At 53.5% G+C, this 19100-nt stretch carries 18 protein-coding genes; 2 read left to right on the forward strand and 16 right to left on the reverse strand.

The window, feature by feature from the left end:
• Positions 1-76 precede the first annotated feature (76 nt).
• From ccmB to napF, 9 genes are read right to left on the reverse strand one after another with little or no spacing between them, the layout of a single operon-like run.
• Positions 77-736 carry a heme exporter protein CcmB gene (ccmB, locus tag WC1_RS08700; protein WP_003027542.1) on the reverse strand — a complete coding sequence of 220 codons (660 nt, stop codon included), beginning with the start codon at positions 734-736 and terminating at the stop codon, positions 77-79.
• Positions 733-1353, reverse strand: coding sequence for a cytochrome c biogenesis heme-transporting ATPase CcmA (gene ccmA / locus WC1_RS08695; RefSeq protein WP_003027545.1), 621 nt, complete (start codon positions 1351-1353; stop codon positions 733-735). The genes ccmB and ccmA overlap by 4 nt, the downstream gene beginning before the upstream one ends.
• A 20-nt stretch (positions 1354-1373) precedes the next feature.
• The gene (napC, locus tag WC1_RS08690; protein ID WP_003027548.1) at positions 1374-1976 is read right to left on the reverse strand and encodes a cytochrome c-type protein NapC; all 603 of its coding nucleotides are present in this window, start codon (positions 1974-1976) and stop codon (positions 1374-1376) included.
• Between the two features lie 9 nt (positions 1977-1985).
• Positions 1986-2435, reverse strand: a complete 450-nt coding sequence (gene napB / locus WC1_RS08685; protein WP_003839442.1) for a nitrate reductase cytochrome c-type subunit — start codon at positions 2433-2435, stop codon at positions 1986-1988.
• Complete coding sequence (gene napH / locus WC1_RS08680; protein WP_003027552.1) at positions 2432-3295, reverse strand: quinol dehydrogenase ferredoxin subunit NapH; 864 nt, start codon at positions 3293-3295, stop codon at positions 2432-2434. Before napH ends, napB begins: the two co-directional genes overlap by 4 nt.
• Positions 3282-3977 carry a ferredoxin-type protein NapG gene (napG, locus tag WC1_RS08675; protein WP_003027555.1) on the reverse strand — a complete coding sequence of 232 codons (696 nt, stop codon included), beginning with the start codon at positions 3975-3977 and terminating at the stop codon, positions 3282-3284. The genes napH and napG overlap by 14 nt, the downstream gene beginning before the upstream one ends.
• A gap of 6 nt (positions 3978-3983) precedes the next feature.
• On the reverse strand, positions 3984-6470 hold the full coding sequence (napA, locus tag WC1_RS08670) for a nitrate reductase catalytic subunit NapA (RefSeq protein WP_016150678.1): 2487 nt from the start codon (positions 6468-6470) through the stop codon (positions 3984-3986).
• On the reverse strand, positions 6467-6730 hold the full coding sequence (gene napD / locus WC1_RS08665) for a chaperone NapD (protein WP_003027560.1): 264 nt from the start codon (positions 6728-6730) through the stop codon (positions 6467-6469). The genes napA and napD overlap by 4 nt, the downstream gene beginning before the upstream one ends.
• Complete coding sequence (gene napF, locus WC1_RS08660) at positions 6720-7211, reverse strand: ferredoxin-type protein NapF (RefSeq protein WP_016150679.1); 492 nt, start codon at positions 7209-7211, stop codon at positions 6720-6722. The genes napD and napF overlap by 11 nt, the downstream gene beginning before the upstream one ends.
• Positions 7212-7623: 412 nt before the next feature.
• Between napF and eco the strand changes: the two genes are divergently transcribed.
• Complete coding sequence (gene eco / locus WC1_RS08655; RefSeq protein WP_003027568.1) at positions 7624-8121, forward strand: serine protease inhibitor ecotin; 498 nt, start codon at positions 7624-7626, stop codon at positions 8119-8121.
• A gap of 92 nt (positions 8122-8213) precedes the next feature.
• Here the strand turns inward: eco and mqo are convergent, their stop codons facing one another.
• Positions 8214-9875 (reverse strand): malate dehydrogenase (quinone), encoded by a 1662-nt coding sequence (gene mqo / locus WC1_RS08650; RefSeq protein WP_016150680.1) that lies wholly within the window; start codon positions 9873-9875, stop codon positions 8214-8216.
• 278 nt (positions 9876-10153) lie between these two features.
• Here mqo and WC1_RS08645 point away from each other — a divergent pair, with 278 nt between their 5' ends.
• Complete coding sequence (locus WC1_RS08645) at positions 10154-11401, forward strand: SulP family inorganic anion transporter (RefSeq protein ID WP_032948118.1); 1248 nt, start codon at positions 10154-10156, stop codon at positions 11399-11401.
• On the opposite strand, the gene mgtE is transcribed toward WC1_RS08645, so the two are convergent.
• The 6 genes from mgtE to WC1_RS08615 all read right to left on the reverse strand — a co-directional run bounded on the left by mgtE (position 11364) and on the right by WC1_RS08615 (position 18702).
• Entirely contained in the window at positions 11364-12800 is a 1437-nt protein-coding gene (gene mgtE / locus WC1_RS08640; protein ID WP_016150682.1) for a magnesium transporter, read from the reverse strand. The two genes, WC1_RS08645 and mgtE, sit on opposite strands and share 38 nt — an antisense overlap.
• Positions 12801-12905: 105 nt before the next feature.
• The gene (locus WC1_RS08635) at positions 12906-14549 is read right to left on the reverse strand and encodes a multidrug ABC transporter permease/ATP-binding protein (protein ID WP_003027580.1); all 1644 of its coding nucleotides are present in this window, start codon (positions 14547-14549) and stop codon (positions 12906-12908) included.
• Positions 14550-14624: 75 nt separating this feature from the next.
• Positions 14625-15275: a DNA oxidative demethylase AlkB gene (gene alkB, locus WC1_RS08630; RefSeq protein WP_003027582.1), complete on the reverse strand. Its 651-nt coding sequence runs from the start codon at positions 15273-15275 to the stop codon at positions 14625-14627.
• Positions 15275-16339: a bifunctional DNA-binding transcriptional regulator/O6-methylguanine-DNA methyltransferase Ada gene (gene ada / locus WC1_RS08625; protein WP_016150683.1), complete on the reverse strand. Its 1065-nt coding sequence runs from the start codon at positions 16337-16339 to the stop codon at positions 15275-15277. Before ada ends, alkB begins: the two co-directional genes overlap by 1 nt.
• A 79-nt stretch (positions 16340-16418) precedes the next feature.
• Positions 16419-17471, reverse strand: coding sequence for an FAD:protein FMN transferase ApbE (gene apbE / locus WC1_RS08620; RefSeq protein WP_016150684.1), 1053 nt, complete (start codon positions 17469-17471; stop codon positions 16419-16421).
• 115 nt (positions 17472-17586) lie between these two features.
• A complete protein-coding gene (locus WC1_RS08615) occupies positions 17587-18702 on the reverse strand; it encodes a porin OmpC (protein WP_003027588.1) in 1116 nt (371 codons plus the stop codon).
• Positions 18703-19100 lie beyond the last annotated feature (398 nt).

Here is a 19100-nt window from a genome sequence, read left to right on the forward strand (position 1 = left end):
AGTTCAGTCACCAGACTCCATAAATTAAAATCCGTTGTGCCGGAGCGCCTTGCCCGGCATGCACATCTAATTCTCGTTACTGCACGCTTATCCGTAACGCCGCGGCTGTGGCAAACGGGCTTAACGTGGCGCTGCCGACCAGCAACGCACCCAGAATCGCCATGTACCCTTCAACCGGTAAGTGCATAGAAGCCGCATCCATCGCGGCGGTCGCAAAAATCAGTAAGGGTATGGTGAGCGGGAGTACCAGCACGCTTAACAGCACGCCGCCGCGCTTTAAGCCCACCGTCAACCCTACGCCCGGCGCGCCGAGAAAACCCAGCGTCGGCGTTCCGAGTAACAAGGTCAGCGCCATAATTTTCCAGCCGTACATATCCATGCCCAGCAACAGCGCCACCAGCGGCGAGAGGATCAGCAGCGGCAGACCTGTCACGACCCAGTGCGCCATCACTTTCGCCAGCACCACGGCCGGTAGCGGTAACGGCAGCAGCATCAGTTGCTCAAGGCTGCCATCCTGTAAGTCATCACGAAATAGCCGTTCCAGCGCCAGCAATGACGCCAGTAGCGCCGCAACCCAGATGATGCCCGGCGCTATGCGCGCCAGCAGCTGTGGCTCCGGCCCAATACTCAGGGGGAACAGCGTAATAACAATCAGGAAGAACCATAAAGGATTAGCAATTTCCGCACTATGACGAAACGCAACTCGCAGTTCTAAACGAAAGATTCGCCACATCATTGCGTTGCCCTCTCACTGGTCAGCGCAATACGTCGCACTTTATCGGTTTCAACATTGAGCGGTTGGTGGGTGGTGAGAATAACAATACCGCCCTGCTCCGTATGCTGCGCCATACGCTGAGTCAGTCGCTCAACGCCGTTAACATCAATGGCGGTAAAGGGTTCATCGAGGATCCACAGTCGGGCGCGGGTCAGCCACAAACGGGCCAGCGCCACGCGCCGCTGTTGTCCGGCGGAAAGTTGGTTTACTGGGATATCTTCATATCCGGCAAGTCCCGCCTGCGCCAGCGCAGCCAGACACTGCGCGATGTCGCCGTCATGATGGAAGAAACGCAGGTTCTCCAACGCCGAAAGCCGGGTTTTTATCCCCGGCTGATGTCCAATCCACAGTAGTTGCTGATGGTAGCTGTCCCGCACGTGATGCAGCGGTTGCTCTTGCCAGCAAACCTCCCCTGCGTCGGGACGCGCCAGCCCGGTAAGCAACCGCAGCAGAGTGGTTTTCCCTGCGCCGTTGCTGCCGGTAATTTGTACCCATTCCCCTGCGTTGACGCGAAATGACAACTCGCTGAACAGTATTCTGTCATCCCGCTCGCAAAGTAATTCTCTGGCTTCAAGCATACCTGGTTATCTACATCCTGTTAAAAGCCCGGTTTGACTTCGCGCATATCAGGCAGTTTGTGCGCTATCCCTTTATGGCAGTCAATACAGGTTTGCCCGTCTTTCACGGCCTGGTCGTGCATTTTGGCCGCGACGCCTTTCTGGGCGGTTAAATCCATAAACTCGAAGTTGTGACAGTTTCGACACTCTTGCGAATTGTTATCTTTCATACGCCGCCACTCATTTTGCGCCATCGTTAAACGATGATCTTCAAATTTCTGCGGTGTATCTATTAACCCCAGTGCTTTCGCGTACAGCTCTTTACTGGCCTTGATCTTACGGATCATTTTCGGGCCCCACTCGTGTGGGACGTGGCAATCAGGGCAAGTCGCTCGCACACCACTGCGGTTGTTGTAGTGTACGGTTTCCATGTATTCCTGGTACACCGTATTGCGCATTTCGTGACAGCTAATGCAGAACTCTTCTGTATTGGCCTTTTCCATACCGGTATTAAAGCCGCCCCAGAAAATAATGCCGCCCACAAAGCCGATTAACAACAGCGTGCCGAGCGCCAGACGGCTGGGGCGACGCCACCATTGCCAGACGCGCTTAATCCAGCCTGGTTTACGGTTAGAATTTTCCATAATGACCTCTTATTTCCCGTAACCTTTCGAGGGGGTGAAGGTATTTTCAACAATCGGCGCGGCGTCAGCCTGCGGAACGTGACATTGCAGACAGAAATAACGACGCGGCGCGACTTCAGCCAATACCTTGCCGTCGCTATCCATAAAGTGCGTCGGACTGATGCGCGGCGCACCGGTGGTACGATAGCTTTCCACACCGTGGCATTGCAGGCAGCGGTTGGTGTTAGTCGTCACCTGATATCCTTCAACGCTGTGCGGAACCATCGGCGGCTGATTCACATAGTTCAGCGGCATACGCACTTGCTCTTTCGGCATGCGAATCGCCCCTTCCTGTGTTCCTGAGACTTCCGGTGACTGGCTCAGATCCACTCCGTTTGCAGCCCAAACTGCCCCACTGACTAGCAAGGCCAGCGCGGCCATCCATTGACTCAGCGCTTTAATCAGGTCATGGCTTTTCATGATTTCGCTCCCGAACTCCATCGTGTTGTTATTGTAAAAACATCCTCAGAACAGACATCCACACAGCGACCGCAGGCCATGCAATCGCGACTGGTTACCTGCACCGGACTTTGCTCATCCAGCACCGGCGCACGTAGCACATGCGGTTCCGGGCAAACATGAAAACAATCCATACAGCGGTTACATCTGTTACGTTCTTTTGCCGAAACGGTTAATGCACCTTTGCTTCCCACCACGCTATACAGCGCACCCAGTGGGCAGAGATGCCCGCACCAGCCATGCTCAACGACCAGTAAATCAAATAAAAACAGCGCGAGGATCAGCAACGCTCCGCTACCGAATCCCATTACCAGGCTACGTCCCAGCAAAGAAACCGGGTTTATCCACTCCCACAGCAGCGTACCAGTCAGCGCTGAACCGACCAGAATGACCACCAGCAGGACGTACCGTATATGGCGCGGCAGGGTCGCAGACTGATTCAGGTCAAACCTTCTGCGCAGCCAGCTGGCTAAATCGGTGACCGGGTTCATGGGACAAACCCAACTGCAAAACAGTCGTTTACCGGCCAGGGCATACAGCACCGTAATGATGGCTGCCCCCGTTAATGCCACCGTCGCGGGCAGATGCCCGCTGGCCAGGCTTTGCAGAGTAATCAGCGGATCGGTGAACGGGATAGCGTCCAGCAACAGGCTGCTACTGTAGTTGCCATGCAGGATCCAAACACCAAGCCACGGGCCGCTAAGGAACATCGCCAGTATCAGAAACTGACTCAGACGACGCAGCAGCAGCCAACGATGACTCTTCCACCATCCTTTTTTTGCCTGCGCTTCACGCCCGGCATCACGTTTACGATTTGCCATTGTTCCCCTCCAGCCAACCGAAGCGGTAATGGTGTCCTAACTCCCCTTTCGCCAGCGACAACGGCAGCACTTTTATTGCTGGCTGCTCCAGTACGCAGACTTTTTCGCATTTCCCGCAGCCGGTACAGGCATCGCTGTGCACGGTAGGAATAAACCGCGCATGTTTGCCGGTACGCATGTTACGGTCCAGCTCCAGGGTGATCGCCTCATCGATTTTCGGGCACTCGCGATAGCAAACGTCACAGCGTAATCCCTGATAGTTGAGGCAGTTTTCGTGATCCAGCAGTACCGCCAGCCCCATACGCGAATCGTCAATGGATTCAATTTCTCTGTCCAACGCGCCGCTGGGGCAGACTTTGGCGCATGGAATGTCCTCACACATTTCGCAGGGAATATCACGGGCGATGAAATATGGCGTACCAGCCGCCAGCCCGGAGGCCAGCGTCGCCAGCTTCAGCGTGTCATACGGACATGCCTGAACGCACTGACCGCAACGTACGCAGGCGCTGGCGAATGCCTCCTCGCTCAGTGCACCAGGCGGGCGCAACCGCACGCCGGTTGCGCGTGCGGTTTGTTGTTGCAACCCCAGCGCCACGCCAACGACGGCCAGCCCGCCCGCTGCGCGAACCATATCGCGCAGAAAGCGGCGGCGGCCATTTTGGGGTTTTGCTGACCGGGACATAACGCGTTACACCTTCGCCAGTTTCACGGCGCACTTCTTGAAATCCGTCTCTTTTGAGAGCGGATCCGTCGCATCCAGTGTCAGGTTGTTCACCAGCTGTGCGGCGTCGAAGAACGGCATGTACACCAGCCCCTGCGGCGGACGGTTACGACCGCGTGTTTCAACAATCGAAATCACTTCGCCACGACGGGAAATCACTTTGACCTTATCGCCACGACGCAGATCGCGTGCTTTTGCATCCAGCGGGTGGATGAACAGCACAGCTTCCGGGAAAGCGCGGTGCAGTTCAGGCACACGACGCGTCATACTGCCGGTATGCCAGTGTTCCAGAACACGTCCGGTGGATAGCCACAGGTCATATTCTTTATCCGGCGCTTCAGCAGCAGGCTCAAACGGCAGCGCGAAGATAACCGCTTTACCGTCCGGTTTACCGTAGAACTTGTAGCTTTCACCTGCTTTCACGTAAGGGTCGTTGCCTTCGCTGTAGCGCCACTGGGTCTCTTTGCCTTCAACGACCGGCCAGCGTAAACCGCGGGCTTTGTGGTAATCGTCAAATGGCGCAAGGTCATGCCCGTGGCCGCGACCAAACCAGGCGTACTCTTCGAACAACCCTTTTTGCAGATAGAAGCCCAGCTCGCGGGATTCATCATTCAGTTGATCTTCAGCCAGTTCAGTCACCGGGAATTTTGTCACTGCTGGCGTGGCAAACAGCACGTCATACAGCGTTTTGCCACGCAGCTCCGGCTTTTGTGCCAGCAGCTCTTCGGGCCACACTTCTTCTGTTTTGAAGCGACGAGAGAACTGCACCAGTTGCCACAGATCCGACTTCGATTCGCCCGGTGCTTTAATCTGCTGACGCCAGAACTGTGTACGGCGTTCAGCGTTACCGTAGGCACCTTCTTTCTCTACCCACATCGCAGTCGGCAGGATCAGGTCAGCAGACAAGGCGCTGACCGTCGGGTACGGATCGGAGACAATGATGAAGTTGCGCGGATCGCGCCAGCCCGGCATACGCTCCTCATTGATGTTCGGACCAGCCTGCATGTTGTTGGTACACATCGCCCAGTAGACATTGAGCTTGCCATCTTTCAGCGCGCGGTCTTGCGCCACGGCGTGCAGACCGATTTTTGCCGGAATGGTCCCTGACGGAATATTCCAGTGCTTCTCGCAGATATCGCGGTGTTTTTCGTTTGTCACCACCATGTCCGCAGGCAGACGATGGGAGAATGTACCGACTTCACGCGCGGTGCCGCAGGCGGAAGGCTGGCCGGTCAGAGAGAACGGGCCACAGCCTGGCTGGGAGATTTTGCCAGTCAGCAAGTGCAGGTTATAGACCAGGTTGTTAGCCCATACGCCGCGGGTGTGCTGGTTAAAGCCCATCGTCCAGTAGGAGATGACTTTTTTCTTCGGATCGGCATACAGCTGTGCCAGCTGTTCCAACTGATCTTTTGGTACGCCGGTCATTTCGGCGGTTTTATCCAGCGTGTACTCAGCAACGAAGGCTTTGTAATCCTCAAAGCTCATCGGTTCAGAGGCATCGGATCCCGGGTTTTTCGCCGCTTTTTCCAGCGGATGGGTCGGACGCAGACCGTAGCCGATGTCCGTCACGCCTTTACGCAGGTTGACGTGCTTGCTAAAGAAATCCTGGTTAATCGCATTGTTTTGAATGATGTAGTTCGCGATGTAGTTGAGGATCACCAGATCGGTTTGCGGCGTGAAGACCATACCGTTATCCGCCAGCTCAAAGCTGCGGTGCTGGAAAGTGGAGAGAACCGCGACGTTGACGTTAGGATCGGACAGACGACGGTTGGTGATGCGCGACCACAGGATCGGGTGCATCTCTGCCATATTCGCACCCCACAGGACGAAGGCGTCTGCATGTTCGATATCGTCATAGCAGCCCATCGGTTCATCCATACCGAAGGTACGCATAAAGCCGACTACCGCTGAGGCCATGCAGTGACGTGCGTTCGGGTCGATGTTATTGGAACGGAAACCCGCTTTAAACAATTTGGCAGCAGCATAACCTTCCCAAATCGTCCACTGGCCAGAGCCGAACATGCCGATAGATTCCGGGCCTTTCTCTTTCATCGACGTTTTGAATTTCTCTTCCATCACGTCAAAAGCCTGGTCCCAGCTAATCGGGGTGAACTCGCCTTCTTTGTGATATTTGCCGTCTTTCATGCGCAGCATCGGCTGCGTTAAACGGTCTTGTCCGTACATGATTTTCGGCAGGAAGTAACCTTTGATGCAGTTAAGCCCACGGTTAACCGGCGCATCCGGATCGCCCTGGCATGCCACAACACGCCCTTGCTGCGTTCCGACCAATACGCCGCAGCCCGTCCCGCAAAAACGGCACGGGGCTTTGTCCCATTTGATGGCTTCTTGCTGACCGACTACCGCGCGGGCAACGCCCGGCACGCTTAACCCGGCAGCCGCCGCAGCGGCCGCAACGGCGTTAGCTTTCATAAAGCTACGACGACTGAGTTTCATGGTGTTTCCTCACCTTGCTCATCCTGCTGGTGATAAACCAGCGACACCGCCAGCACGCCCGCAACGTTGCGCACTGACTCAATTGTTTTCATTAGCGTTTCACTTTGCTCAGCTTCCACCACCACAATCAACTGACCACTTTCCACATCGCTGAGGGCAACTTCGCAACCGGGAAAGGAACGCAACTGCGTGGCGATATCGTTGATATGCTGGCTTTTGGCCTGAACGACCAGGCTGCAGACCTGCCAGTTATTGTCCATGGTTGTACTCCGCGTTAATGGCTGATACCGGGCAGATAGCGACACAGGCGCCACATCCGTTACAGTCCTGATTGTCGAGCTGCGGCTGATAAATGCCGGACAGCGTGGGGCGAAAGGTTATTGCCATGGGCTCGCAGCTATCCTGACAGCGGTGACATTCAACGGACTGATGTGCGAGACAGTTTTCCCCAATCGTAAAGTTCAGATCCCATGCCCTGGTGTGGCGCGGAAGAAAAAGTGATTCGGGACAGGCTTCTGCGCAGGCATAGCAAAAGCTGCACTCGCCGTGTTTGAAATTTACGCTCGGGTAACCACCCTGGCCTCGCTGCAGGATGTCGGTTTCGCACGCCTGGATGCAGGCGTCACAACGGAGGCAATGGGCCAGAAAGTGAGAGTCTTCCTTGCTCCACGGCGGACGGATCCCTGAGCTGGCGTTTCGCCAACTGCCTGTCAACATGCCTCGAAGGGATAAATCAACCATGACATTGTCCTTCCATAATGACGCCCTCCCTCGGCGGGTTGAACGACATAAAAAACTGCACTATTTATGAGTAGTTATTTTTAGCCGTAAGATATTTCAGGATGTGTTAGAGGTGCATACCCCAATTGGGGTAAATGCTGTTGCCGGATCAAAGGAGTGTTGAGTTGGCGGGAAAAAATGCGCTTTTGCTCACATTTCAATGAGTTATATAGCCATGTATATAGCGTATCAATATTAAGAGAATAATCTTACATTTAAGATAATTCTTAGAATATATCACTACATTGAACGTAAACCATTGCTAGATACACTTAAAATATAAGTAAATACAGATTAATTGATGATGCGAATATGTTAACCTGCCCCAGACTCGTTCAAAAGACAGAAGAAAGGAAACACTGTGAACAATAAGATGAAGACAATTGTCCCTGCCGTACTTTTCGCCGCCTTTGCCAGCACCTCTGCATGGGCTGCCAGTAACGAAGCCGGCGCTCAACCGCTGGAAAAAGTCGCCCCTTATCCTAAGGCGGAAAAGGGTATGAAGCGCCAGGTTATCCAGCTTACCCCTGAGAAAGATGAATCTACTCTGAAAGTAGAACTGCTGATCGGACAAACGCTGGAAGTTGACTGCAACCAACACCGCCTGGGTGGCGAACTGGACAGCAAAACGCTGGAAGGTTGGGGATATGACTACTACGTCTTCGACAAAGTCACATCTCCGGTTTCAACCATGATGGCCTGCCCGGACGGTAAGAAAGAGAAGAAATTCATTACTGCGTATCTGGGTGATGACGGCATGCTCCGTTACAACAGCAAGCTGCCGATTGTGGTCTACACCCCGGAAAACGTGGACGTTAAATACCGTATCTGGAAAGCAGAAGATAAAATTCAGGACGCAGTCGCGCGCTAAGTCAGGATGTGCCGGATGGCGGCGTACCGCCTTATCCGGCCTACAGACGCATAAAACAGGCCGGATAAGCGCAGCGCCATCCGGCATTGTATTTACAGTGCGATATCCGCGACGGCTTTCTGTTCAGGCTGCGGTTGTGCCTGAGGTTTCAGCTGTGGTTTCGGTGCTTCATCAGCAACCTGCGGCTTGTCATATTTCAGACCCAGAACCTCACTGGTGTACTGCAACTCTTGTTCCGTAGCCTCAACGTTACCGTTCAGCTTAGTACCATAAGACGGAATGATGGTTTTCAGCTTCGCCTGCCACTCGGGGCTGGCCACTTTATCTTTAAACACTTTTTCCATCAGATGCAGCATGATCGGTGCCGCGGTTGATGCGCCCGGAGAAGCTCCCAGCAGCGCAGCAATCGTGCCTTCTTTATCGCTGACGACTTCAGTACCCAGACGCAACACGCCGCCCTTCTCCGCATCGCTTTTGATGATCTGCACACGCTGGCCCGCCTGCCATAAACGCCAGTCTTCTTTTTTCGCCTGCGGATAGTACTCTTGCAGCGCAGCAAAACGGTCGTCGTCGCTGAGCATCACCTGGCTCACCAGATATTTCACCAGATCGAAGTTATCCAGACCCACGTTGACCATCGGCATAAAGTTCGACGTGGTGGTCGAGCTGAGCAGATCCCACAATGAACCGTTTTTCAGGAACTTGGTGGAGAATGTCGCGAATGGCCCAAACAGCACAACGCGCTTGCCATCAAGGATACGCGTGTCGATGTGCGGTACGGACATCGGCGGCGCGCCAACGGAGGCCTGACCGTACACTTTCGCCAGGTGGCGGTTGACTACGTCCGGATTGTCCGCAACCAGGAACTGCCCGCCCACCGGGAATCCGGCATAGCCTTTCGCTTCCGGAATGTCGGTTTCCTGCAACAGCTTCAGCGCAGCACCACCGGCACCGATAAAGACAAACTTCGCCTTGATATCATGTTCCGCTTCGTTATTTTTCAGATCGGCGACCGTGACCGTCCAGCTATTGTCGGCATTACGCTTAAAACCGCGCACTTCGGTGCTCAACTGCAGCGCAAAGTTGGGCTTTTTCTGCAATGAGGTAATCAACTGGCGCGTGATTTCGCCGTAGTTCACGTCAGTACCAATCTCGGTACGCGTTGCTGCGACTTTCTGTTTTGGATCACGACCTTCCATGACCAGCGGCGCCCACTCTTTAATCTGCGCGTGATCTTCAGAATAACGCATACCGCGGAATAACGTGCTCTGTTGCAATGCGGCGTAACGGGCACGCAGGAAGTTGACGTTCTCGTCACCCCAGACAAAACTCATGTGCGGAACGGTAGTGATAAACGAGCGTGGTTCATGCATCACGCCATTATTAACCTGATATGCCCAAAACTGGCGGGAAATCTGGAAGGCTTCGTTAATGTCGACTGCCTTTTCAATGCTGATGCTACCGTCTGCCTTTTTAGGCGTGTAGTTCAGCTCCATCAGTGCGGAGTGTCCCGTTCCGGCGTTATTCCAGCCATTTGAGCTTTCCTGCGCTACACCATCCAGTCGCTCAACCATGGTCATTGACCATTGCGGCTCCAGCTCCTGTAAATAGGTTCCCAGCGTGGCGCTCATGATGCCGCCGCCAATCAACAGTACATCCGTTTCCTGCTCTTCCGCCGCTTTCGCTTTTGCCGCCATCGAGACAACATTCAGCCCTACAGCCATGGTGAAGAGCATGGCAGTCACTTTTTTCATAATGTTAATGCCTTACTTTTAGTATCGCTTTTTTGCTTTTAATGCAGGTGAAAATCGAGCGGCATCAACGGTAACACTTAAGTAAAAATAATTAAATATTGTTTATAAATTATATTTAATTTTTAAAAATGTTATTAATACGTTGATAGTTTATATGGTTATTGACAATCATTTCTGGAAACCAGTCCGTCAGACGGGTACTATGCTGCGCTTTGCTATTCACCGCACGGATGCCTGTCGGTCTGCTGTATCAGGCCATTTTTGACCTGAGTGTAACTATGTCTGCAACTCAACATTCCTCTGTCGCAGTCGCGGAAAACGCGACCCGTGCCGTGCTCCGCCAACCCCGTCTGCTGGTTCGCGAAACACTGGCCGGTGTGGTAACCGCCCTGGCGCTGATCCCGGAAGTGATCTCGTTTTCCGTTATCGCAGGCGTTGATCCTAAAGTCAGTCTGATCGCCTCCGTCGTACTGTGCCTGGCGATGTCCTTTTTAGGTGGTCGTCCCGCAATGGTTACCGCCGCTGCAGGATCGGTTGCGCTGGTGATTGGTCCGATGGTGCATCAACACGGCGTGCAATACATCCTGCCTGCAGTGGTGCTGGCCGGGATGATTCAGATCCCGTTTGGTGTATTGGGAATGGCACGTCTGATGCGATTCATCCCTACGGCCGTGATGACCGGATTTGTCAACGCACTAGGTATTTTGATTTTCTTTGCCCAGGTCCCTCATTTCTGGGGGAAAAGCCCGCTCATCTGGGGGCTGTTTGTCCTGACGCTGCTGATTGTGCTGTGGGTTCCGCGGTTTATTAAAGCCATCCCCGCACCGCTTATCGCCATCGTGCTACTGACCTTATTCACTGTCACCAGCGGGCAACTGTTACCGACCGTCGGTGACGAAGGTTCGATGAGCGGCGGCCTGCCGGGTTTCACCCAGTTGTTGGTTCCGCTCAACCTGCAAACGCTGGCGATTATCTGGCCCTGCGCGCTGAGCATCGCTTTTGTTGGTTTGATGGAGTCGCTGTTAACTGCCCGTCTGGTGGATGACCTGACGGTGACGCCGTCGAATAAGAATCGCGAGAGTGCTGGGCTGGGGATAGCCAATATTCTGGCCGGATTTTATGGCGGCATCGCCGGGTGCGCGATGATTGGTCAAACCATCGTTAACGTCGAGATGGGCAAAGGACGCAGCCGCGTCTCGACGGTTGCCGCCGGACTGGTATTACTACTGTTAGTCACTGGATTAAGCGAAGTGATGGCAGAAATACCCATGTCGGTGCTGGCGGGAATTATGGCGATTGTGGCGGTAAAAACCTTCAGTTGGCACAGCATTCAGCCCACCACGCTGAGGAAACTCCCCGTCACTGAAACGCTGGTGATGCTGGTGACCGTCGCTGCCACGGTGTCCACCGGCAACCTGGCGATTGGCGTGGTTGCCGGGGTAATGGCGATGCTCATTCTGCCGCGTATCGTCAGAAACAAACGCGCAGCTACATCAGAAACAGCGTTGCCAGACCGAGAAAAATAAAGAAACCGCCGGTATCGGTAATAGCCGTAATCATGACGCTCGAGCCGACCGCCGGGTCGCGCCCGAGCTTCACCATCGTCATCGGAATGATGACCCCCATTAATGCTGCCATCAACAAATTAAGCATCATCGCCAGGGTCATTACTCCGCCGAGCGCCATGTCATCGTACAGCCACCAGGTAATACCGCCCATAATTCCGCCCCATACGAGGCCATTAATCACTGCCACGCCCATTTCGCGCAGGATCAAAAACGTCAGGTTCCCCGGCTGAATATTTTGTAGCGCCAGCGCGCGAACGATCATGGTGATGGTTTGATTCCCGGTATTGCCGCCAATTCCCGCCACAATTGGCATCAGCGAGGCCAGCGCCACCAGTTGCGAAATCGTATGTTCAAAACCGTCGATCACCCGCGAGGCGATAAAGGCGGTACAGAGGTTAACGGCCAGCCACGCCCAACGGGTTTTTACCGCTTTGGTAACGGGCGCAAACACATCCTCTCCGGCGCTTAAGCCCCCCATTCGACGTAAATCGGTATCAGTTTCTTCATAAACCACATCGACGATCTCATCGATAGTTAAGCGGCCCATCAGCTTGCCTGAAGGGTCAACGACTGCAGCACTGACCAGGTCGTCACGTTCGAAGGTACGTGCAGCGTTTTCAGCGATATCGTCCGGAGAAAAGGTGAGCGGGTCATCTTCCATCACCTCGCTGACTTTGCGTTGCACATCATTGAGCAGAATACAGGTTAGCGTCAATTCGCCAACCAGCACTTTATTGCGATCGGTCACGAAGAGTTTATCGGTGTTCTCCGGCATTTTGCCCAACCGTCGCAGGTAGCGTTGCACCACTTCCAGCGTCACGTCCGGACGCACGGTGATGACTTCGAACTCCATAATCGCGCCGACGCGATTCTTCTCGTAATGCATTACCTGGCGGACACGCGCCCGCTCTTCGGCTGGTAACGTCGCCAGCAACCGTCCAGTGAGGTTACGCGGGAGATGCTGCACCAGATAAATCTGTTCATCGATATCGAGATATTGCAGCGCATCCAGTATTTCGCGGTCACTCATCTCATCGATCAGGTCGTCCCAGACGTTTTCAGACGCCTCAAGCAGGACGTTACCGCGCTTTTCATTTTCGACCAGTCGCCACAGGGCGTGACGCTCTTCTGAAGGTAATGCTTCGAGGGTATCGGCTAAATCGGGAGGCGGCAGGTGGGCGACCAGCGCCCCTACCTCAGCAATATCGTCGGCTAACGTACCGACGTCATATTGCTCAGCCAGGGTAAGCTTGCCCAACAGTGTTGAAATAATGGCTTTATCAGTGGTCAGCAGCCAGATAAGGCGCGCACGCTCTTCATCACGCAGCCTGGCGCTGTTTTTGTTTATTACGGACATTAATCATAAATCCATGATATGAAATATCATTAATCATGATGCCGATTTATGTAAATAACAATAAACAGTGCCGCCGGGTGGCTAAAAAACCGGCGGCACGTGGGATCAGGCTGTGCGAGCCACCGCGTCACGCGAGGCGGCTTCACGTTCATCGCCCAGCAGTTCACTCAACTGTCCGTTACGCATTTCCAGCAGACGATCGGCGTGAATAAAATAGTGATCGTCGTGGCTAATGGCGAAAATGGTTTTGCCCATTTCCTGCATCAAAGGCAATAGCACCTGATAGAACTCCCGGCGGAAATGGGGATCCTGATCGGCAGCCCATTCGTCCAGCAGAATGATGTCGCGCTCCTCCGCCAGAGCCAGCAGCAGCGCCACGCGTTTCTTCTGCCCTTTCGACAGTTTCAGATTGAGGATACGGCCATCGCTCAGCTCCAGCTTGTGCCCCATCTTCAGATGTTCCAGCCACTTCGCAACCAACTGCGGATTAGCCTCTTTACCTTCCGGCCCCAGCAGTTTGTCGAACAGCCAGACGTCAGTAAACACGGCGGAGAATAGCTTGCGGTAGTCTTCCGGTTTTTCAACGGCAACGGCCTTACCATCAAGCAATATTTCGCCTGACTGCGGCTGGTATAGACCGGTCAGTAACATCGCCAGCGTAGATTTCCCGCTACCGTTACCGCCAATCAGAAAGATCAGTTCACCGCGATGAATCGTCAGATTCACTGGTCCAACGGAGAAGGCGTTATCCTGATAGTGGAATACCACGTTACGTAACTCCAGCGTCTGCCAGTTCGGAAACGCATTTGGACGCGGGAATTCGGCCTTAAAGGGCGCAAGGGCAAACCTGTTCAGCTTGTTGAAGGCCACCTGCGCGGTGAGCAGCGTCGGTAGCGCGCCAACGGCAGAGAGCAGCGGCGTGCGCAGGAATAACAGCGTCAGCGAATAGGTCGCCGCTACGGCGGTATCGGCCCATCCCAGACTGTTAGCCATCCAGAACACCAAACCAATGGCGCCCAGCATCATAATGTTCGACCAGTTGACTGCGCTCAGGTGGAAAGTATCGGCGCGAATAATATGGTGACGGTACTCTTTGGCATCCGGGACGTACATCTGATTAAAGATATGCTCGGCACGCTCACGGTTGAGCGTCAGCTCTTTGCGCCCTTCCAGCACCGTTTGATAATCGTTGTACAACTTATCTTCAGTTTCGCGCAAGGTAGCCATGTGTTTATACACCCGCGCCACCAGCACAAATCCGCCCCAGATGGTGATTGCCATCCAGATTGCCGTCACCAGCAGCATTTTAGTCGACAGCATCGCCAGATACGCCGCCGATCCGACGGTCAGGATAATCCCCTGTACCAGCTCAGGCAGGCGGACAAAGGCGATGGTGATGTTGCGGATGTCGCTGGTTAAACCCGCCAGCAACGAGGCGCTGCCAAGCTGTTCGATACGCTCGACGTGGGTGTCCAGAATCCGTTTGATAAATTCGCTACGCAGTCGGTAGACAAAGTGGTGTCCCAGCGTGGTGAGCGCCAGTTGTGAACCGAGGGTGACGGCCATCAATAACAGCAGCAGGCCAAGAAACTCCGGTAGCACCATCAGAGTGGTGTCGACCGTTTCAATCAAACGCTGGTTGATAAACGCAATCAGCCCAATCCCCAACGCGGCGCTGGCGAGGCTGAGCGCCATCACGCTGATAAATGGCCAGCGATACTGCCGCCAGACAAGAAGTAAAAGTTCCATGCGAACAACCCGGGCAAGTAATAACAGCCCGCAGTTTAAACATCTCTTCGCTGACAGCAATAATAATTCTTATTTTTATTCTTTTTTACCTGCCTGACGAAACGTCAGATTGTAACGACAGTCTCCGGTCAACGGATGATACCCCGTTTTAAGCGGCTGGATCCCATGATAAAACAGCCGCGAATTACCGCCCCACACCACGACATCGCCATGCTCCAGCAGCAAACGCTTTAAAGGGTCATTACGGCGCAATCCGCCAAATTGAAAGATGGCCGGTAGCCCCAGCGATACAGAGACAATCGGCGCCCGCAGGTCGGGCTCGTCTTTATCCTGATGTAAGGACAGTTTTGCCCCTGGCGTGTAGCGGTTAATCAGGCAGGCATCGGGTTGAAAATCAGCATAGCCCGCCGCCGTCGCCGCCTGTTGACACAGGTCAGCAAATGCATCCGGCAGCGGCGGCCAGTGCACGCCGGTGAGTGGATCAAACGGAGAATAAAGATAGCCATGCTGATCCGTCGTCCAGCCCAGATGGCCGCAGTTGGTCATTGCCACCGACATCGTATAGCCGCCGGGCGTTACCATCTGACGAAACGGCGACTGTCTGGCGACAGCCGCTATCGCCTGCAGTAAAGTGGGTGCAGAGTCAAAAGCGAAACGTCGCAGAATAACCGCACCTGAAGCCAGCGGCTCCTGCCAGGGTTTAGCATCCGCAAAAAGATCGAGCATTATGTTTCCTCGCCAGTAGTTTCCCGTTGCAGTAACTGCGCCTTGCGCGCAATACCCCATCGGTAGCCCGAAAGTGCGCCATCACCACGGATCACCCGGTGACACGGTATAACAATCGCCAGTTTGTTGGCCCCACAGGCACTGGCCACCGCGCGTACCGCCTTCGGTTTGCCGATGGCGCTGGCCAGCTGTTGGTAGCTCATTGTTTCGCCGCACGGAATTGCGCGCAGCGCCTGCCATACCTGCTGCTGAAATGCGGTGCCCCGGATATCCAGGGGTAGCGATAGCGACGCGTCACGCGAGTTGATCGCGGCGATCACTTCGCGCACGCGCTGCTGAAAATCGGCATCTGCAGGAACATCCTGCGCGGCGGGAAACAGCTCATGCAGATCCGCAACTAACGTGGCGTCATCATCACCAAGTAAGATCGCACAGATACCCCGCTCGCTTTCTGCCACCAGACAACGACCCAGAGCGCAATCTGCGAGGGTATAGCGTACAAAAACGTTGTCGCCACCTTTACGAAATTGCTTTGCGGTCATGCCTAATGTCTGATCCGCTTTGCGGTAATAGCTGCTGCTGTCGGGGAATCCGGCGTTGAGAATCGCCTGCGTAACCGGAACACCTTTCGCCAGAGCGTCGCGCAGACGGCGGGCACGCCAGGACTGCTGCCACGCTTTCGGGGTCATGCCTGTCGTAGCTTTGAACAAGCGATGTAAGTGATACGGGCTCATTGCCACCTGTTGTGCCAACTCGTCCAGCGTAAGAGGTGACTCTTGCTCCAACAACTGGCAGGCGCGGGCAATTTTGTCCAGTCGATGCTGTTGCGCGCTGTCTTTATCCGGCTGGCAGCGCTTACAGGGGCGAAACCCGGCAGCCTGCGCCTGCTGAGCATCAGAGAAAAAGCAGACATTTTTGCGCAGCGCATGTTTTGCCCGACAGGACGGACGGCAGAAAATACCGGTGGTCTGGACGGCAAAAACAAAATGACCGTCGGCGTCGGCGTCACGAGCCAAAACGGACTGCCAACGGTCATCGTCAGTGATGCGTAAACGATTTTTCATTTCGGACTCCTTTGTTAAGCATAGCGCTTAGCGTCAGTGTGTCCCCATAGCCGGATACAAAAACCCGCAATCTTGCTTTTTAATTTTTTCCGCTGACCAGAAAGCTTGTGAACTGCGGCGACATCCAGGTGTTAAACCCTTCGCCCTCTTTCATAATCATATAGACCGCCAGCCCTTCACGACGCACAACTTCTTTGGCCTTTTCCGGGCCGAGCACCATCAATCCAGTATCCCAGCCGTCAGCTTCCAGCGCCGTTGGCGCAATCACCGTTACGGATACCAGGTTGTGTTCAATCGGACGACCGGTTTGTGGATCGATAACATGGGAAAGACGCTTGCCATCCAGCTCATAATAGTTACGGTAGCTGCCGGAGGTGCTAATGCCATGCCCGTTTATGTCTACAATCGCCTGCACCGCGTTTTCACGATCGGTCGGTTTCTGAATTGCGACTCGCCACGGATGCCCTTCAGCATTCATACCGCGGCTGTTTAGCGCACCACCAACGGAAACCAGATAACGGGCGATCCCTTCCTGCTCCATTAATCGTGCCAGATGATCGGCGGCGTACCCTTCGCCAACGGTAGAGAGATCCACATACAGATCCGGCAAGTCTTTTTGCAGGTAATTCTGATGCGCTTCATTCACAACCTTTAGATGTGAAAGTCCGGTTTTCGCTTTTGCAGCGTCAATTTGCTCTTGGGTGGGAATATGCAACGGTTGCTGATCTGGGCCAAAGCCCCACAGATTGACTAACGGCCCCACGGTGATATCCATAGCCCCATCGGTTTTTGCGCCAATGCGTAGCGCCGAGGTCACGATATCCGCCATGGCGTCGCTAACCGGCCATGGTGACAAACTATTCGATAAGTTAAAGCGCATCAATGCAGAGTCATTTTTATAGGTGGAGAGCAGTTGATCATCGGCATCAAGCTGAGTCTGGATCTTCACCTGTAGTTCTGCGGCGCGTTTTGCATCGACGCCCACGACACTGACCCGCCAGAAAGTGCCCATGGTTTTACCTTCCAGAACGGTGGCTGGCGTTGTGGTCTGAGCAGGTTTCGGGGCTTCATCGCACCCGACAAAAAAAATCGTCACCGCCAGCAGCGCTGCGCGATAAAATTTCATTTCCATACGTAATTATCCTCATGCGAACGCGCGCAAGAGTACACCAAAAATCGTTGTTTGTACGGCGGAAAAACAGCATTAAAAAAGGCCCCGCAGGGCCTTTGATAACAATAAATGTAGATTAGAACTGGTAAACCAGACCCAGCGCTACGATATCATCGGTACCGATACCTGCGTCACGGGTGAACTGATTGTCATCCAGCAGGTTGATTTTGTAATCAACATAGGTGGACATGTTTTTGTTGAAGTAGTAAGTCGCGCCAACATCAACATATTTCACGATGTCTTCGTCGCCATAGCCACGGCCCAGGTCTTTACCTTTAGACTGCAGGTAAGCCACGGACGGACGCAGACCGAAGTCGAACTGGTACTGAGCAACCGCTTCGAAGTTCTGTGCTTTGTTAGCCCAACCCAGGGAGCCTGCACGCGTTGCGTTGTAGGTCTGAGTGTACTGAGTTGCAAAGTAGAAATTGTTCGCGTCGTATTTAATACCACCGGTATAGGTTTCAGCACGGTCGCCGGTACCGAAGTTCAAACGGTTCTGTTCGTCGGTACGTTTGGAACTGGTGACTGCAGTACCCAGAGAGAAGCCTTCGCCGATATCATAAGTGATAGATCCGCCAACGCCGTCGCCATTCTGACGCAGTGCTTCACGACCGTTGTTGGTCACGCCAGTGAAAGTTCTGCCGGTATCGTCTTCGCCACTCACGCTACCGTTTTTACCCTGGTACTGAATGGCAAAGTTCAGGCCATCAACCAAACCGAAGAAGTCGGTGTTACGGTAGGTCGCGAAGCCGTTACCACGCTGCTGCATGAAGTTGTCAGAACCGTAGGTGTCGCCGCCGAATTCCGGCAGAACGTCGGTCCAGGACGTTACATCGTAAACTACGCCGTAGTTACGACCGTAGTCGAATGAACCCACGTCTGCGAATTTCAGACCCGCAAACGCCACACGGGTCCAGGCGTTGTTTTCATTTTCTGCGGAGTTACCCTGAATCTGGTATTCCCACTGGCCGTAACCGGTCAGTTGGTCATTAACCTGAGTTTCGCCTTTGAAGCCGATACGCATATAGGTTTGGTCACCGTCAGCGCTTTTGTCATCGGAGAAATAGTGCAGACCGTCGACTTTGCCGTACAGGTCTAATTTGTTGCCGTCTTTGTTATAAATTTCAGCCGCATTCGCTGCGCCTGCTACCAGCAGTGCTGGTACCAGGAGGGACAGTACTTTAACTTTCATGTTATTAACCCTCTGTTATATGCCTTTATTGCTTTTTTATGCCACTGCATACTGATTAAGGTCATTAACCAGTCGGCAACTTCATTCTCCGCAAAAACACAGAATAATCCAACACGAATATGATACTAAAACTTTTAAGGTGTTTCATTTATCTGCATAGATGTTTCAAAATATTAATACAAGGGAACTTTTTTAAAATCAAAAAATAGGCAAAATAAGCACAAATAATCAAGAATCATATTGATGCCATTTAAAATCAACAAGTTACACGAAAAAATCTTATAGCACTGAATGACAAAAAAAAATCTTCACTCGCAACTAAAATAGACCCGCTATCATCATTAACTTTATTTATTACCGTCATTCATTTATGAATGTCTGTTTACCCCTATTTCAAC

This window comes from Citrobacter sp. KTE30 (assembly GCF_000398825.1).
GTDB lineage: Bacteria > Pseudomonadota > Gammaproteobacteria > Enterobacterales > Enterobacteriaceae > Citrobacter > Citrobacter freundii.

Bases quoted from the DNA above. Each gene is read 5' to 3' on its own strand.
- napB (WP_003839442.1), bottom strand. From the start codon at position 2,435: ATGAAAAGCCATGACCTGATTAAAGCGCTGAGTCAATGGATGGCCGCG.
- napC (WP_003027548.1), bottom strand. From the start codon at position 1,976: ATGGAAAATTCTAACCGTAAACCAGGCTGGATTAAGCGCGTCTGGCAA.
- napD (WP_003027560.1), bottom strand. From the start codon at position 6,730: ATGGACAATAACTGGCAGGTCTGCAGCCTGGTCGTTCAGGCCAAAAGC.
- mgtE (WP_016150682.1), bottom strand. From the start codon at position 12,800: ATGTCCGTAATAAACAAAAACAGCGCCAGGCTGCGTGATGAAGAGCGT.
- WC1_RS08635 (WP_003027580.1), bottom strand. From the start codon at position 14,549: ATGGAACTTTTACTTCTTGTCTGGCGGCAGTATCGCTGGCCATTTATC.
- napH (WP_003027552.1), bottom strand. From the start codon at position 3,295: ATGGCAAATCGTAAACGTGATGCCGGGCGTGAAGCGCAGGCAAAAAAA.
- ada (WP_016150683.1), bottom strand. From the start codon at position 16,339: ATGAAAAATCGTTTACGCATCACTGACGATGACCGTTGGCAGTCCGTT.
- mqo (WP_016150680.1), bottom strand. From the start codon at position 9,875: ATGAAAAAAGTGACTGCCATGCTCTTCACCATGGCTGTAGGGCTGAAT.
- napF (WP_016150679.1), bottom strand. From the start codon at position 7,211: ATGGTTGATTTATCCCTTCGAGGCATGTTGACAGGCAGTTGGCGAAAC.
- eco (WP_003027568.1), top strand. From the start codon at position 7,624: ATGAAGACAATTGTCCCTGCCGTACTTTTCGCCGCCTTTGCCAGCACC.
- napG (WP_003027555.1), bottom strand. From the start codon at position 3,977: ATGTCCCGGTCAGCAAAACCCCAAAATGGCCGCCGCCGCTTTCTGCGC.
- WC1_RS08645 (WP_032948118.1), top strand. From the start codon at position 10,154: ATGTCTGCAACTCAACATTCCTCTGTCGCAGTCGCGGAAAACGCGACC.
- ccmB (WP_003027542.1), bottom strand. From the start codon at position 736: ATGATGTGGCGAATCTTTCGTTTAGAACTGCGAGTTGCGTTTCGTCAT.
- alkB (WP_003027582.1), bottom strand. From the start codon at position 15,275: ATGCTCGATCTTTTTGCGGATGCTAAACCCTGGCAGGAGCCGCTGGCT.
- napA (WP_016150678.1), bottom strand. From the start codon at position 6,470: ATGAAACTCAGTCGTCGTAGCTTTATGAAAGCTAACGCCGTTGCGGCC.
- apbE (WP_016150684.1), bottom strand. From the start codon at position 17,471: ATGGAAATGAAATTTTATCGCGCAGCGCTGCTGGCGGTGACGATTTTT.
- ccmA (WP_003027545.1), bottom strand. From the start codon at position 1,353: ATGCTTGAAGCCAGAGAATTACTTTGCGAGCGGGATGACAGAATACTG.
- WC1_RS08615 (WP_003027588.1), bottom strand. From the start codon at position 18,702: ATGAAAGTTAAAGTACTGTCCCTCCTGGTACCAGCACTGCTGGTAGCA.